Source organism: Rothia aerolata (genome assembly GCF_014635585.1).
Taxonomy (GTDB): domain Bacteria; phylum Actinomycetota; class Actinomycetes; order Actinomycetales; family Micrococcaceae; genus Rothia; species Rothia aerolata.
Genome location: NZ_BMDC01000003.1, coordinates 229,391 through 243,546, shown reverse-complemented (window position 1 = coordinate 243,546; position 14,156 = coordinate 229,391). Strand labels below are relative to the sequence as shown.

Sequence of the window (14,156 nt, the reverse complement as noted above, 5' to 3'; positions counted from 1 at the left end):
AACTCTTTGGGACGATTTTTATACCGTTCAGAAATTATCAACCCTGATGGTGTTACAGCGGAAGTGCATGTTGTAGATGATATCAATCGTTCTACATTTGTACGCCCCTCTTCAGTCCAAACCTATCCCACCAAATTTTTGATGGTCACGCAATCTCTGGACTCATTCGCTTACGCACACCTATTAGCGCTGCGAGCTGTCATTGTAGGGAAATGCCAAAAACTTCGCATCGTGGTTCATTCTAAAAAAATGGGTTCTGAAGATCTAAAAAAATTAGTTAAAACTGATTGGATTGATCTCCAGGTTGTCGTGGTAAACCCAATTCAGGATTTAGACTACACAAAACGCCCATTCAGCAACTGGATTAGGAAGCGTCGGCTCAATATCCTTAGTTCCGCTAAATAAATCAAATTACCAAGAAATTTATGAAATGGTTTACATTCGCAAAATTGATACTTACGAAGACAAAAATGGTAACAGAATTATTTTCTCCGGAACACCTATCGAAGAGAATATATCTGTTCTTTTTAGAGGAAAAAACAATACTCTTATAGTTAACAAAAATGCCCGTATTAAGAGGCTATCAATTCGTTTTGACCAAGACAACGGAACCTTTGAAATCGATAAAAACGAAGGAAAAGTGGCAGCTTTTCAGGGCATCGTTCGAATCGGTCAAGATTCTACCGTTCGTATAGGAATGAATGTTTCTACTACAAATGCAGTACAGATTTCAGCCGTTGAAGGAACTACAATTTCTATCGGCGATGACGTTATGATTGCAGGAGATGTAAAAGTACGCGGGGATGATGGACACCCTATTTTTGATGTAAGAACCAATAAACGGATTAACCCAGCTAGGAATATTACGGTAGGAAATCACGTTTGGCTTGGAATTGAATCGATTCTGTTCGGTGGCTCTAGTATCGGTGAAGGTTCTGTAGTAGGAGCACGGTCTGTAGTTACGAAGGATTTTCCTAACAATTGTATTATTGCCGGTACTCCTGCTTCTATTGTTAGACGAAATATAGCATGGGAACGTCCTCACCTGTCTCTGACAAATCCACCGTATAAAAACAGCGGTGACGATATTCCTAAGACTGACTACTGGAATATAACTGTAGATCTTTAAACTCACAATTTAGATGGGCTATCTTATGCAAATCTCCCGTACAGTTGCTTTCGTAGGTCTTGGCTATATCGGCCTACCAACTGCTGTTATTATGGCGAACCACGGCCTCAAGGTAACCGGCGTTGATATTAACGCCGCTAACGTTGAGCGCATTAACCGCGGCGAAGTTACCATTGTTGAGCCCGGTCTTGAGGAACAGCTCAAGCGAGCCATTGATTCAGGAAATCTGACTGCAACCACCGAGATGGTTCACGCAGATGTTTACGTGATTGCCGTTCCCACCCCCTTCAAGGAAAACTACGAGGGCGATCTCTCCTACATCATGTCCGCAGCTGAGAATATCGCTCCCCAGCTACAGGGCGATGAGCTGGTGATTTTGGAGTCTACTTCTCCCCCAACCACAACCCGCAAGCTGGCTGCTAAGATTTTGGAACTGCGCCCCGATCTGGTGGCAGACGGCACCGAGAACCCCGAGGGTAAGCCGGTTATCTACTTTGCCTACTGCCCCGAGCGTATTCTGCCCGGTAAGGCGATGGAAGAGCTCATTACTAACTCCCGCATTATCGGAGGTCAGACCCCCAAAGCAACCGAAATTGCCTCTGAGATTTACGGTGCTTTCTGCACCGGTGAGCTGGCACCGACTGACGATGTTACCGCTGAGATGGCAAAGCTGACCGAGAACTCTTTCCGCGATGTCAACATTGCGTTTGCTAATGAGCTGTCGCTGATTTCTGACAGGCTGGGCATTGATGTATGGGAGCTGATTAATCTTGCCAATAAGCACCCCCGCGTGAATATTCTGCAGCCCGGCCCCGGCGTGGGTGGCCACTGCATTGCGGTGGATCCCTGGTTTATTGTCTCTACCGACCGCGATAACTCCAACCTGATTCGCACCGCGCGTGAGGTCAACGACGGTAAGCCTGAGTGGGTTATTGAGAAGGTGAAGGACGCCGCTGGGTCGGCTCCGGAGCCCGTGGTCGCGGCTCTCGGTTTGGCTTTTAAGCCGAATATTGATGACCTGCGCGAGTCACCGGCTATGGATATTACCGCTAAGTTGGCGGAGGAATTTAACCACGGCACTATTCTTGCGGTGGAGCCCAATGTTTCGGAGCTGCCCAAGAAACTTGAGGGCCACACCAACATTGAGTTCACCGATTATGAGTCAGCGATTGAGCGGGCAGACGTGGTGGCTCTTCTGGTTGACCACGATGAATTCAAGACTGTTCCGGCTACTGCGCTGGCAGGTAAGCAGGTGGTAGATACCAAGGGTATTTGGCGCTAGAGTAGAAGGTTTTCTAGTTCTGCAACAATACGAGCCGCAGCATTTCCGTCACCATAAGGATTTTCTGCCTGCGCCATCTGCTGGTATGCATTTTCATCTTCAATTAAATTCGTAACGGATCGCACGATTTTTGAAGTTTTTGTTCCTACAAGTTTCAGAGTTCCAGCTTTAATGCCTTCCTGACGCTCGGTATTACTTCTCATAACTAATACAGGTATATTAAGTGCTGGTGCTTCTTCCTGGATACCTCCAGAATCTGTTAGAACCAGAAAGGTGCGCCTCATCAATCGAGTAAAGTCACCGTAGGCAATAGGATCAGTAGCAATAATATTCTCAGCCTTTAAATATGGTTGCAGAGTTTCTCTCACCAAAGGGTTCATGTGCAAAGGAAGAACAAACAAAAGGTCAGGATATTTCTGTGAAAGCTCAGCTACAGCCATGCCGATGTTCCTAGTTTTCTTTCCTAGGTTTTCACGTCGATGGGTAGTAACCAATACTACTTTCCGCCCGGAATCAACGACTTCCCGAATTCGATAGTCAGCAAAAGGAGCATCATTATTAAGGGAACTCATCAAAGCATCAATAACAGTGTTCCCCGTTATAATAATTGATTTACGTTTAAATCCTTCCTTTAACAAGTTCTTTTGGGCTCGCTTAGTCGGTGCTAAATGCAAACTAGCAACTTGTGAGACGAGTCTGCGATTCGCTTCTTCTGGGAAAGGGGAGGTCATGTCACCGGAACGTAGACCAGCTTCAACATGAACAACAGGAATTCCACGATTAAACGCAGCAAGCGCAGCTCCCATAGCTGTTGAAGTATCACCTTGTACGATTAAAGCATCTGGGTAATGTGAGTCAATTACCTGGTCAACGCCCTCAATAACTTTACTGAGGATGCCGTTAAGACCCTGCCCCCGCTTCATAATTTTTAGATCGGCTTCGGGCTCAATCCCAAAAACTTCATTGACCTGGTCAAGCATTTCCCTGTGTTGTCCGGTAACCACTGGGATAGACTTAAAGTTCTCAGAGCACTCAAGGGCTCGAATGATGGGTGCGACCTTAATAGCCTCAGGCCGGGTACCATATACGGTCATAATCCGCTTCATTTGAACCACCTTTTGTCTATTAACAGGCCATGCAATCGAATAAATTTTACCCTAAATAGCCCACATAACCTTTCGAGTCCTACTCTGACTACGAACCTTCCCTGTTTATCACGTAGCCCGCTGCTCCCAGGGTCTTTGCCTCAGCCAGCAGGCCAGCCGCCTTTTCTTCGTCGCCCAGCGCCAGCTGATGGGCGAACCAGCGGTACTTACGCGCGACCTCCCGAGCGTCGCCGTCCATAATCAGCTCCCCCTCATCCAGCCAAATCGCGCGATTACACATGTTCTCAATTGTCTGCGCCGCGTGATTCACCAAAAACACGGTGCCCGCGTTATCCAGCAGCTCGTTCATCGCCTGGCTAAAGCGCTCGTTGGTGGCGGCGTCGCCGGTAGCCAGCGCCTCGTCAATCAGCATAATCTTGGGCCGGTTAGCCAGCATAATCGAAAACCGCAGACGGGCAGCCTGGCCCGAAGAATAGGTAGCCATGGGCCGCTCAATCGCCTCGCCAATACCGGCAAGCTCCACCACTCGATCATAGGCCTCGCGGGCCTGGGCCGGGCTCAGCCCCATAGCCAAACAGCCCAGCTCCACGTTCTCAGCACCGGTCAGTTGCGGATTAAGAGCGGCAGAAACACCAATCAGAGTGGGCTTTGACGACGCATAGACCTCGCCGGTGGTAGGGGTCTCCAAGCCCGCCAACACGCGCAGTAGCGAGCTCTTACCCGAGCCGTTACGCCCCACCAGTCCAATAAACTCCCCCTCGTGGGCGGCAAAAGACAGGGGTTTGACGGCGTGCACCGTGTGGGTTTGCGTGCGACTACCCCAGCCGCCACGGTTGCGCACCTTATAGTCCAGAGAAATATTGCTGGCAACGATATTGGGAAAGTGCAGGTTAGTTTCGTTCACGACCGTACTCCTCTTCGCCGCGGTAGAAGTAGATAAAGCCCACTAGCAGAAGGCCAACCGACCACACCATCAAGGAGCCCCAGTGGTAGAAGGTACCGGTGTGCCCGTAAATCAGAATCTCGCGGAAGAGATCTAGGAAAATGTAGTAGGGGTTTGCCTGGATACTGTGCAGGACGACGGGGTGGTTGAGAAAGCGGTCAATCGGGAACATCACGCCCGAGCTATACATGAGCACCCTGTTAATCACGCCCAGTGCCGGTTGAACATCGGGTAGCTTAAAAGTTGCCCTGGATACCACCAGAATCACGCCCAGGTTAAAGATAATCGCCAGCGCAAAAGCCGGAATAAAGAGCAACCAGTTCAGGTGCGGCCAAGCATGGGGCGGAAGAAAAATAATACCCAGCAGCATCACCATCAGCACCGGCACAATGTTCATGGTCTGCCGCACCAGGGTTGCAATGGGAATGGCAATCCGCGGAAAGGCAAAAGCGCGCATCATGGCTTTGCCCTGTGTCAGGGACGACGCCCCCTGGTTTAGTGCCTGCGAAAAGTAGCGGAACATCAGCACACCAATCACAATGAAGGCGGTGTAGTTGGGCAGCCCGCGCGAGGCTTTCAACACCACGGCAAAGAGCACCCAGTAAAAAATGACGTCGGCAAGCGGCTTAATGACCATCCACCACATACCCAGTCGGTGCGCACTATTCTGGGTCTCGACCTTCGCCCGAGACTCCTTCCAGATATACCAGCGCCTCTCCCAGGTATCGGCCAGGTACTTACGCAAAGAGGTGCGAACACCCACCGGGTAGAGCCTGCCCGATTCGATATGGCTAGAGTAACCTAGCAGGTGAGTATCCAGGGGCCTCACCGGCTTATACCGCACCACAGCCCCCTCAGCCACCGCCGGCGTATTGCCAGACCAGGGCCTACCCTGGGACTCAGTTACACCTTCTTCTTCAGGCACTAGCCGTTCTCCTTCTCAACATAGCGCGCCGACCTACCGGCGCCGACAACCCGCAACACACTGTCGTCCACGAACCTATCTAAAAACCTCAGATTGAACAGATTAGGGGGTGTCTAATCTATTCACTTTTTCGCTCACAGAGAATTTTTGAACAGATTAAGGGGTAGCTAATCTGTTCACTTTTTCGGTTTTGGGCAGATTTTGAACAGATTAGGGGGTGTCTAATCTGTTCATTTCGGGGCCTCGTGCGAAAAACCGCACAGTTTTTCGTAGATGCTCTCTAGTTTCTCAGCATTTTTCGCCCAGGTTCTCGACCGAGCAAACTCCCTGCCCGCCCGCGCATAGGCGGCGCGAGCGGCGTCGTCCTGCATCAGCTCCTCAAGGGCGGTAGCAAAACTCTCTGGACTTTCCGCCCTAGCCAGCAGGCCGGTGGGGGCAGTCATACCGTTGTGCACCAGCTCCGCCAGCGGAGGAATGTCCGATGCCAGCACCGGCCGCCCCAGCGCCATTGCCTCAATCGGCTTGAGCGGGGTCACTGAGCGGCAGACCCGATCGTTACGCCGCGGCACCGCAAAAACATTCAATGCCTGGTGGGCAATATATGCCTGCTCAGGCTTGAGCCTACCGCAAAAGACGGCAAACTCCCCCACCGCCGGATCCTCCGCAAACCGCTGCGCCAGGGTCTCAAGAGAGCCCCGCGCCACGCCGTCACCGGCTAGAAGCACGCGAACGTCCGCACCCTTTCGGCGCAGTTGAGCCACGGCTCGCAACAGGGTATCGAAGCCCTCGTAGTCCACCAGGGAGCTCACCGACCCAACCCAGAAGCCCTCGGCAGGAAGGTTCAGCTGTGCCCTCGCCTGCTCGGGGGAAAGGTTCTGGTCAAAGAGCTTTTCGTCAACGGCGTTGGGAATCACCGTAATGCTCTCAGGCGCTACCCCGCGTTCCACAAAGAGCCCCTTCATGGTCTCGCTCAGGGTCACCACGTGGTCTGCCCGCTGCATCAGCTCCGTTTCGCGGTTGCGAATCAAGCTAAACCGCTGACTGCTCTCGGCCTCGCTCTGAGCGACCTCGGTTTTCTTGTTGCTGACCCAGGTTTCTTCCATCAGCCCGCGCGCCTCATAAACCCAGGGCACACCTAGCTGCCGGGCAACCGCCTGCGCCACCAGCCCGTTGGGATAGTTGGTGGTGGTGTGCACCAGTCGCGGCCGCTCCTGGGGCTGTAATTCGCTCAGTTTTTTCAGGACGCCGCCTGCCCACTGCGCCAGTCGCTGCGGCTGGGTGCCGCGCAGGGAGGCGGGGAGGAACCTCTCATAAATCACCGGGCCGTCTTGGGCCTGAGCGCCCGCGGTGAGGTTGCCGATCATTACGGGGTAGCCGATGCGGGTATATGCCTTAATGGAAATATCTTTTTTTAGCAGGGCTTCTAAGAGACGTTGGCTCCGCAAGGTATAGCCCGACTGGGTTGCCGGAGTGGAGTTGGTGAGCAGGTGAAGAACCGAAAGTTTCGGGTTTTCGCGGTCTTGATTTGCCCGGGGTGCTTTGGTTCCCGGTTTTTCCAGCGGTACCTGCCAGCCGGGGGTCAGCATTAGAGCCTCTCCCCTGAGCCTGCTAGCGTAACCAGACTTTCGAGCCCGCTCAGCAAGTTCAATTGACTCACTGACATACCCTGCATCCCAAGCAGCCCTGGCCCGGGTCACGGTCGGCAGGCTCTCATCGCGCCAGTCGAGCACACCAAAACCCAGCGCAACCTCGGCCGCAATTCTGCGCTGAATGCCCTGCCAGATAGATAGCAGACTGCCCCCATGAGCCCCCGCCGCCCCGCGCTCGGCGGGGTTTTCGCGCAGGAGGCGGGCGGCGTCGTCCGGAAACACACGCTCACCACGAACCTGCGCCCCCAGAGCGCGAGTACCCGCACCGGGCAGGCGACCCAGACAAGCGCCCACCCGCTGCGCCAGCGGATAGGGCAGCTTGCGGGTAATCTGAAGGGCCAGTAGCACGGGGTCATCAGCAAGATGACGACCCGCTACCTGCCCCGCCAAGAACAGGTTTTTCAGCAGGTCTTGAGACTGATATGCCTTGTTCGGAATCTTGACCACAGCCCTACCTTAAAGACTCCAGCACCTCGGTGTAGCGCTGTTCCATCAAATCGTAGGAATAAAAGTTCTTGAGTAGCTCCACGCCAGAATTGCCCACCGTGAGCAGGTCGGGATTTTCGGCAAGCCGCCTCAATTCGTTGGCAAGCGCCTGAGCGTTCTCGGGCTCCACCACCGAACCCACGCCGGAGCTACGCACCAAATCGGCAGCGTTTCCCTCGACCATCGCAAGAACAAACCGGCGGGTAGCAAGCAGCTCAAAAATCTTCGAGGGAACAGTCCAGCGGAAGGGCCTGGTGCGGCGCAGGGAAACCAGCTCAATATCGGCCCAGTCGTAGGCATCTTCCAATTGAGAACGAGGGATATTGGGCAGGAACTCAATGCTGATTTTCTTCAGCTTCGCCAGAGCTTTCAGACGCGGCACCTCAGCACCGCTCCCCACAATCCGGGTTTCAATCTGCACCTCGGGAGCCTGGGTTTTCAGAAGATCGAGCGCCTCAACGAGCACTTGCAACCCCTGGCTCCTACCCACCGTGCCCAGGTACTGAAGACGCACCGCCCGATTCTGCCGCTCCTGAATAAAGCCGGGGGTGCGGGGTTTCAACCGAGCAAAACACTCCGCTTCGGCGCCGTTGGGAACCCACTGCACGTTTTTCACGCCGCGATCTTTGAGCTTCTGCGCAAACCGCGGGGTGGTGACCACCACCGAGTCCGCAGCCTTTTGGCCGGCGGTAACCACATGATAAATCGCCTTTTTAACCAGTAGCTTGTGAGGGGAAATCTTCTTCACGTGCTCGTTAAGGTCGCCGGTGACGACGTCGGGCCAGGCATCGCGAATCTCAGCAATATGGGGAACCTGCAAAACCTTAGCGGTAAGAACCCCGGCAAAAAGACTGGGTAGCCCGGGTACCGTGCTCACCACCAGATTAAAGTTCTTACCCCGGGAAACCAGCGCCGTGACCGTAGCCGCGGCGGCAGTCACCAGCTGATCGAGTGCCCTAAAACTACCGCGATAACCGTGTAGCACATAGGGCATACGCACTATGGTCTCGCCAAACTCACCATGCTCCCGGGCAAAAGCCCGATTCTTCTCGGTTCGCAACTGACAGGTTGAAAACTTCTCAGGATAGTGCGGAGGAGGGCACAGCACCGTCACATCAAACCCCCGCTGGCGCCAACGACTAACAAGCGCAGATAACCTACGCTGCGGCGCACCGATTTCGGGTGCGTAGTAATGAGTGATAAGAAGAATGTGCATGTGGGGAGGGGATTATGTGTGTGTTGGGGGGGGGAATCTAAAACTTAAATAGTACTACCTGTACTGAGAATGCACTTTCCACTGGTTATACATCTTCATCTTTGAATAGAAATCATTAGCGGGCTTCAGCCATAGCAGTACCAGCGCCACCGCCGACAGCACGGAACCGAGCAGATTCAGTAGGAAAAGCCAGTGGAAGCCCACGAAAATAATCGCAACGAGGGTAAAGAAACCGCCCACAATAGTCAGGCCAAGAATCACGGTGAGCACAATGCGCGCCCAGTTATGGCCCTTCAACATAAAGATGGTGAAAACAATATAGACCGCATACTGAAGCAGGGAAAATACAAAGCCAAAGATAAGCTCGGGAGTGGAACTCTCCACCGCGCCTAACTCACTCTCTAACTCATTGGCATTCATACCGAAAGCATTAAAGATCTGGTCGTTGAGAATCGTCGGGTTCAGCAACTGCACCAGCGAGCCAATCAGACCGGCGCCAACAATGCCGCACACAGCCAGCGCAGCATACTTGAGAACCTGAGGGGTAGCAGGCTTATCTACCGGCTGGCTAGGCACTCCGTAGCCGGTATTCTGCGCGTAAGCTGAATAAACGGGCGGCTGGTTGGGGGAAGAGTAGCCGGGTTGATAGTTGGTGGGGTTGGTTTGGTAGTTGCCCTGGTAGCTTCCCTGATAATTATCCTGACCAGCCGAAGTAGTACCGGTATCCGATTCTGCCGCCTGCCCCGCCGAGTTGGGATCGTACTTCCACCGCGGGTCATTGGGGTTGGGATTCTGGGATCCATAGGGTTGCTCGGACATGGGAACTCCTAGCTCAACAAGAGGGGCATTTTTACCATCCTATCGAACTTGCCTGTCACCTCACTGCGCCGAGTCGCCGCTTCAGTGACATTTCGCCGTTTCCGAACCGGCGAAATGTCGCTGAAGCGGCGATATGTAACCGAAACGGCGATTCAGCGAAACCCGCCCGCAAGCTAGTCAGCGCTCATGCTCCCAAGAAGCTATCGCTCCACAAACAGGCCGCGGGAACGGTCTTTGCGCACGGTGGCGCCGTCAAAAATCTGGCCGCTCATAGAAACGTAGACGCCGGGTTCCAGCAGGTTCAGGGCGGCGACGGCGGCACCCACGTTAAAGTCGGCGTCAGAGTGGCGCATGATTGCCGGCTGAATAGAACCGCACAAAACAATGGTCTTGCCCTCGATTGAGGCGTGTTCCAGTAGGTAACGGGCGGTTTCCGGCATGGTGTCGGTGCCGTGAGTAATGAGAATCCGATCCCCCTCCACAGCATTCACGGCAGAGACTAAAACATCGCGGTCAGCATCGGTCATATCCAGCGAGTCCAGTTTGAGCACCGAGCGAATATCGAAAGATACCTCAGTGATTACCCGCTCCAGAATCGAGCGAATAAAGGGCTCACCAATCACCATCTCAGAGTCAAAGTTGTACTCTTTATCGATGGTTCCGCCCGTAGCCAGAACGGTAATGGAGGTCGCGTTACGAATCGTCATATTTCCCCTGAGCCTGAAATCAAAGCCAATACTAACCAGCACTTATCTTACAGGCCCTGAGAAAATCGTTGCTCAACCTCCGGCGCAAATACAACGGCGCCACAGGGCAAAACAAGAGCCATATCAAAGAAAAATTTCTTACAAAATTTTTTCTCCGGTGCCAAAGCGGTGAAAGAAAAGATAAACGTTTGGTTAAGCTACTAGTCAGTTAGGGTAATTTTCACCCGAACAACTTTCACTCGAAACTAACCCCCGCTAACAAAAAAATTTTTCCGAGCTTCAAATACCGCAGAAGAAGTAGTACCTTGTTGCTGTCCAACAGCAGACTGTTAGACAACGAAATAACCCAACAAATCGCACAAGAACCTATTGACTAGGCTAAATGCCTGGGAAAATAGACAACAGGTATACACACGAAAAGAGTATTCCCATGAAGTGGACCAAGAAACTTGGTGCGGCAGCAGGCGCTTCAGCGCTGCTAGCTCTGGGTACAGTAGCCCCCGCAAACGCATACACTTTCCAAACTCAGGTTCCCGAGACCCCTGAAAATACCGAATCCCTGCCGATTGTGAGCACCTATCACAAGAGTGATCACCTCAAGGCAAACATTCTCAACGCTCGCCCGGTTTGCAATACCTGGGAGGACTACCGCACCGTGGTCTATCAGACCGATGAATCGTTTACTCCGGTAGGTACCATCTCCACCAAGAACCAGACCCAGAAAGATATTCCTCTCACCCAGGATCTTTCTAAGACCCAGACCGTGAGCCTGAGCGTCAACGGCTCCCGCACCGAGAGCCTCAACGTTAACCTGGGTGGAACCGGCAACCTCAGCAAGGGCAGCATTGACGCCGGCCTTGCCTACTCCCTGGCTAAGACCGTGGGCGGAGATGCCTCCTACAGCCTCTCCTGGTCAGCTGGCCAGACCATTGGTCCCTACGATGTTCCCGCAGGCTATACTGGCGAAGCCACCTACGGCTTCAAGATGGTGAACCTTACCGGCACCCAGCAGTACTGCCAGCTCAACGGCACCTGGTCTAACCCCGTCGCTTGGCGAGCCAACGTGCCCATCAAGAACGAGGTTCAAGTCAAGCTCTACGACAAGAACTCTGACTCCTACATCACCAGCTACGACGAAGACGGCGAGGTAATCTCCTATGGCTAAGAAGTTCCTGAGCGCGGCGGCCGCAGCTCTTTTTGTTTCCGCTTCCCTGGTGACCGTAGCGGCACCCGCTCAAGCAGCTGAAGCACCCGCCGCAACGGCGTCGTCCTCAACAGAAGCCACCGCCCGCTACGACCTCAAGCCCGCCTACACCGTCTCTGCTCTGAAGGCGCCGGGCTACGCTGGCTCCGTTGCGATTCACGCAGAAAACGTGGGAACCGACCGTTACTTTGGCGAGTTCCCGGTGGTCAGTTTCAAGGTTGAGGTTAAAACCGCTTCAGGCCCCAAGGGTGTTGACCGCCTGATTACCCCCAGCTGGTACAACGGTGCCTACGTGCGCGATCTGGGTTTCAATACCGAGACCTCCACCCGCACCTTCATCGTGACCCTCTCTAACCCCGTCAAGGCGGGCGAGAGCCAGTTGATCGGTAGCCTGAGCTTTGGCGACGGTTTGACCAGCGAGGGCCGCCTCACCAACTACATCGAGGTAACCCAGGTTGGCCGAATTGCCGGCGACACCAGCAGCGGCAACGACCAGCGGGTTGATTCCCGTCAGGCGACCCTCACCGATTTCGGAAACCCGAATAAGGGTATTTTCTAGGACGCCGCCGCGGCAACTTTCCGTGCAAGCTCGGCTGATGCTTTCATCAGCCGAGCTTGTACTCGTTGGCCCTGCCGATCGTAGTCGCTCACCTGATCCGGGGTGGCGTAGACCCCGCGCGAGATGCTGTCTGCCCCCAGGTAAGAAAAGAGCGGGCGCAGGGCATAGTCAAGAACGAGCGCGTGGCGGGCTGAGCCTCCCGTGGCTGCAAGGAGCACCGGGGTGTTCTCTACATCGCCGTCTTCGGTTAAGTCCCAGAAGAGCTTGAAAACACCGGAGTAGCTAGCCTTGAAAACCGGGGCTACGGTGATGATTCCGGTGGCTGAGCGCACGTCTTCAAACACCTCTGCCAGCGTGGTGCTGGGAAGGTCGTCAGAGAGCATCTCCGCCATGTCATAGGCGTATTCGCCCAGGTGGTGGGTCACGTGCTGGGCCTCAATCCCCCGCTGGTTTAACTCTGCCAGTGTCTGTTTGAGAATTTTCTCGGCCAACAGGCCCGAGACAGAGTTGCGGGAGCCCCCACCGGTTATCACCGTAATTTTCTGCTTCTTCATATCTTCAGGTTAGACGTAACCGAGAACCATCCACCAGGCGGTACCCACAACGCCCCAGATGATAATGTTCACCACCGAGGCGATGAAGCCTACTCGGAACCACTCGCTGGTGGTCACGTAGCCGGAGCCGTAGATAACACCGGCAGGGCCAGAGGCGTAGTGGGTGAGACCACCAATCAGGTTGCCGATGAAACCCAGTACCAGGGCTGCGAGTATAGCCGGGGCTCCCGCCGCGATAGCGGTACCCAGGAAGACCGCGTACATGGCAACGATCTGGGCGGTGTTGGAGGCGAAGAAATAGTGAACGTAGAAGTAGACCAGGCCGAGAATCAGCAGGGCCAGCGGCCAGGAGAATCCGCCCACCGCGGCTGCCGCGGTATCGCCAATCCAGCCAATCACGCCGAGGTCGTTGAGGTGGGTTGCCATGCCCACCAGTACCGAGAAGAAAATCAGGGTAGACCAGGCACCGGAGTTAGCCGCCATGTCTTTCCAGGTCAGCACCTTAGTGCAGAGCAGAATCGCAATACCCACGAAAGCAGCAGCGGTGGCGTCCACACCCAGGGCAGAGCCGGAAATCCAGAGAACCAGCAACAGCAGGAAGGTCACGAGCATGATGATTTCCTTAGAGCTCATCTTGCCCATCTCGTGCAGTTGCTGGGCAGCCTGTGAAGGAGCCTCGGGGGTCTTCTTAACGGTGGGGGCGTAGACCTTGCTCATCACCCAGGGCATGGTCACCAGCGCAACCAGACCCGGTACCAGAGCGGCAATTGCCCAGGTGCCCCAGGAAATTTCAACGCCGGCGTCCGAGGCAAAACCCACCGCAATGGGGTTACCCGCCATAGCGGTAACAAACATAGCCGAGGTAATGGTATTGACCTGTACCGAGGTCAGCGAGAGATAGGAGCCCAAGCGCTTACGGGACTCGTCTGACTCGGGGTGGGAGTCGTTCACGGTCGCCAGCGATTTAATAATGGGGTAGACGACGCCGCCGGCGCGGGCGGTGTTGGAGGGGGTGGCAGGTGCCAGAATCAGGTCTGTGATTGCCATGCCGTAGGAGAGCCCCAGCGATGACTTACCGAGCATCCTCACAAAAATCAGCGCAATGCGCCTGCCCAGGCCGGTAATCAAGAAACCATCGGCGATAAAGAAGGCGGCAACAATCAGCCAAATCGATGAACTAGAGAAGCCCTGTAGCGCTTCGTCCTTGACGTTCATGGTGCCGGTAATCATGGCAACCGCCAGGCCAATCAGCGCCACCGATGCGGTGGGGAGCGGCTGCAGAATCAAACCCAGAATGGTTCCCACGAAAATCGCGGTCATGTGCATACCGCGGGGGTCAACGCCCTCGGGAACCGGTAAAAAGTAAATCGCAAGAGTCACGATGGCGATAATTGCCACCTTAATCGCCATAGACTTTTTAGCTTTGGCGCGCTTGCGATCGTCTGTTGGAGTAGCGGTAGTCTTTCCAGCCGGTGTAGCTGTGCTCATGATGCCTCAATCGCCGAATTCATGGGTTTGTGTCGTTTTAATTATGTCACCAAATATTGCTGACCACCCAGCTGGCAGGGCTACTCCCG

The 14,156-nt window shown here is 54.2% G+C and carries 14 protein-coding genes; 5 read left to right on the top strand and 9 right to left on the bottom strand.

Annotated elements, in window-relative coordinates:
- Window positions 1–6 precede the first annotated feature (6 nt).
- From IEV00_RS09060 to wecC, 3 genes are read left to right on the top strand one after another with little or no spacing between them, the layout of a single operon-like run.
- Window positions 7–405 (top strand): hypothetical protein, encoded by a 399-nt coding sequence (locus IEV00_RS09060; protein ID WP_188360039.1) that lies wholly within the window; start codon window positions 7–9, stop codon window positions 403–405.
- A gap of 25 nt (window positions 406–430) precedes the next feature.
- A complete protein-coding gene (locus IEV00_RS09055) occupies window positions 431–1,129 on the top strand; it encodes an acyltransferase (protein ID WP_188360038.1) in 699 nt (232 codons plus the stop codon).
- A gap of 25 nt (window positions 1,130–1,154) precedes the next feature.
- Window positions 1,155–2,411 carry a UDP-N-acetyl-D-mannosamine dehydrogenase gene (wecC, locus tag IEV00_RS09050; RefSeq protein ID WP_188360037.1) on the top strand — a complete coding sequence of 419 codons (1,257 nt, stop codon included), beginning with the start codon at window positions 1,155–1,157 and terminating at the stop codon, window positions 2,409–2,411.
- On the opposite strand, the gene wecB is transcribed toward wecC, so the two are convergent.
- From wecB to IEV00_RS09015, 7 genes are all read right to left on the bottom strand, one after another.
- Window positions 2,408–3,517 carry a non-hydrolyzing UDP-N-acetylglucosamine 2-epimerase gene (wecB, locus tag IEV00_RS09045; RefSeq protein ID WP_188360036.1) on the bottom strand — a complete coding sequence of 370 codons (1,110 nt, stop codon included), beginning with the start codon at window positions 3,515–3,517 and terminating at the stop codon, window positions 2,408–2,410. The two genes, wecC and wecB, sit on opposite strands and share 4 nt — an antisense overlap.
- A gap of 88 nt (window positions 3,518–3,605) precedes the next feature.
- A complete protein-coding gene (locus IEV00_RS09040; protein ID WP_188360035.1) occupies window positions 3,606–4,421 on the bottom strand; it encodes an ABC transporter ATP-binding protein in 816 nt (271 codons plus the stop codon).
- Window positions 4,408–5,385, bottom strand: a complete 978-nt coding sequence (locus IEV00_RS09035; RefSeq protein ID WP_188360034.1) for an ABC transporter permease — start codon at window positions 5,383–5,385, stop codon at window positions 4,408–4,410. The genes IEV00_RS09040 and IEV00_RS09035 overlap by 14 nt, the downstream gene beginning before the upstream one ends.
- Before the next feature lie 230 nt (window positions 5,386–5,615).
- Entirely contained in the window at window positions 5,616–7,481 is a 1,866-nt protein-coding gene (locus IEV00_RS09030; RefSeq protein WP_188360033.1) for a glycosyltransferase family 4 protein, read from the bottom strand.
- 4 nt (window positions 7,482–7,485) lie between these two features.
- On the bottom strand, window positions 7,486–8,736 hold the full coding sequence (locus IEV00_RS09025) for a glycosyltransferase family 4 protein (protein ID WP_188360032.1): 1,251 nt from the start codon (window positions 8,734–8,736) through the stop codon (window positions 7,486–7,488).
- Between the two features lie 54 nt (window positions 8,737–8,790).
- Window positions 8,791–9,555: a hypothetical protein gene (locus tag IEV00_RS09020; RefSeq protein ID WP_188360031.1), complete on the bottom strand. Its 765-nt coding sequence runs from the start codon at window positions 9,553–9,555 to the stop codon at window positions 8,791–8,793.
- A 200-nt stretch (window positions 9,556–9,755) separates the two neighbouring features.
- A complete protein-coding gene (locus IEV00_RS09015) occupies window positions 9,756–10,262 on the bottom strand; it encodes an asparaginase domain-containing protein (protein ID WP_188360030.1) in 507 nt (168 codons plus the stop codon).
- 430 nt (window positions 10,263–10,692) lie between these two features.
- Here IEV00_RS09015 and IEV00_RS09010 point away from each other — a divergent pair, with 430 nt between their 5' ends.
- Together IEV00_RS09010 and IEV00_RS09005 are read left to right on the top strand one after the other, a co-directional pair.
- The gene (locus tag IEV00_RS09010; protein WP_188360029.1) at window positions 10,693–11,427 is read left to right on the top strand and encodes a hypothetical protein; all 735 of its coding nucleotides are present in this window, start codon (window positions 10,693–10,695) and stop codon (window positions 11,425–11,427) included.
- Window positions 11,420–12,025, top strand: coding sequence for a hypothetical protein (locus tag IEV00_RS09005; protein WP_188360028.1), 606 nt, complete (start codon window positions 11,420–11,422; stop codon window positions 12,023–12,025). The genes IEV00_RS09010 and IEV00_RS09005 overlap by 8 nt, the downstream gene beginning before the upstream one ends.
- On the opposite strand, the gene IEV00_RS09000 is transcribed toward IEV00_RS09005, so the two are convergent.
- Together IEV00_RS09000 and IEV00_RS08995 are read right to left on the bottom strand one after the other, a co-directional pair.
- Window positions 12,022–12,579 carry an NAD(P)H-dependent oxidoreductase gene (locus IEV00_RS09000; protein ID WP_188360027.1) on the bottom strand — a complete coding sequence of 186 codons (558 nt, stop codon included), beginning with the start codon at window positions 12,577–12,579 and terminating at the stop codon, window positions 12,022–12,024. The genes IEV00_RS09005 and IEV00_RS09000 overlap by 4 nt on opposite strands.
- A gap of 9 nt (window positions 12,580–12,588) precedes the next feature.
- A complete protein-coding gene (locus IEV00_RS08995; protein ID WP_188360026.1) occupies window positions 12,589–14,067 on the bottom strand; it encodes a DASS family sodium-coupled anion symporter in 1,479 nt (492 codons plus the stop codon).
- Between the last annotated feature and the right edge of the window lie 89 nt (window positions 14,068–14,156).

What these genes read in the sequence shown, in the direction of transcription:
- IEV00_RS09010 (WP_188360029.1), top strand. Translation starts at nt 10,693, where the DNA reads ATGAAGTGGACCAAGAAACTTGGTGCGGCAGCAGGCGCTTCAGCGCTG.
- IEV00_RS08995 (WP_188360026.1), bottom strand. Translation starts at nt 14,067, where the DNA reads ATGAGCACAGCTACACCGGCTGGAAAGACTACCGCTACTCCAACAGAC.
- IEV00_RS09005 (WP_188360028.1), top strand. Translation starts at nt 11,420, where the DNA reads ATGGCTAAGAAGTTCCTGAGCGCGGCGGCCGCAGCTCTTTTTGTTTCC.
- wecB (WP_188360036.1), bottom strand. Translation starts at nt 3,517, where the DNA reads ATGAAGCGGATTATGACCGTATATGGTACCCGGCCTGAGGCTATTAAG.
- IEV00_RS09020 (WP_188360031.1), bottom strand. Translation starts at nt 9,555, where the DNA reads ATGTCCGAGCAACCCTATGGATCCCAGAATCCCAACCCCAATGACCCG.
- wecC (WP_188360037.1), top strand. Translation starts at nt 1,155, where the DNA reads ATGCAAATCTCCCGTACAGTTGCTTTCGTAGGTCTTGGCTATATCGGC.
- IEV00_RS09025 (WP_188360032.1), bottom strand. Translation starts at nt 8,736, where the DNA reads ATGCACATTCTTCTTATCACTCATTACTACGCACCCGAAATCGGTGCG.
- IEV00_RS09015 (WP_188360030.1), bottom strand. Translation starts at nt 10,262, where the DNA reads ATGACGATTCGTAACGCGACCTCCATTACCGTTCTGGCTACGGGCGGA.
- IEV00_RS09000 (WP_188360027.1), bottom strand. Translation starts at nt 12,579, where the DNA reads ATGAAGAAGCAGAAAATTACGGTGATAACCGGTGGGGGCTCCCGCAAC.
- IEV00_RS09055 (WP_188360038.1), top strand. Translation starts at nt 431, where the DNA reads ATGGTTTACATTCGCAAAATTGATACTTACGAAGACAAAAATGGTAAC.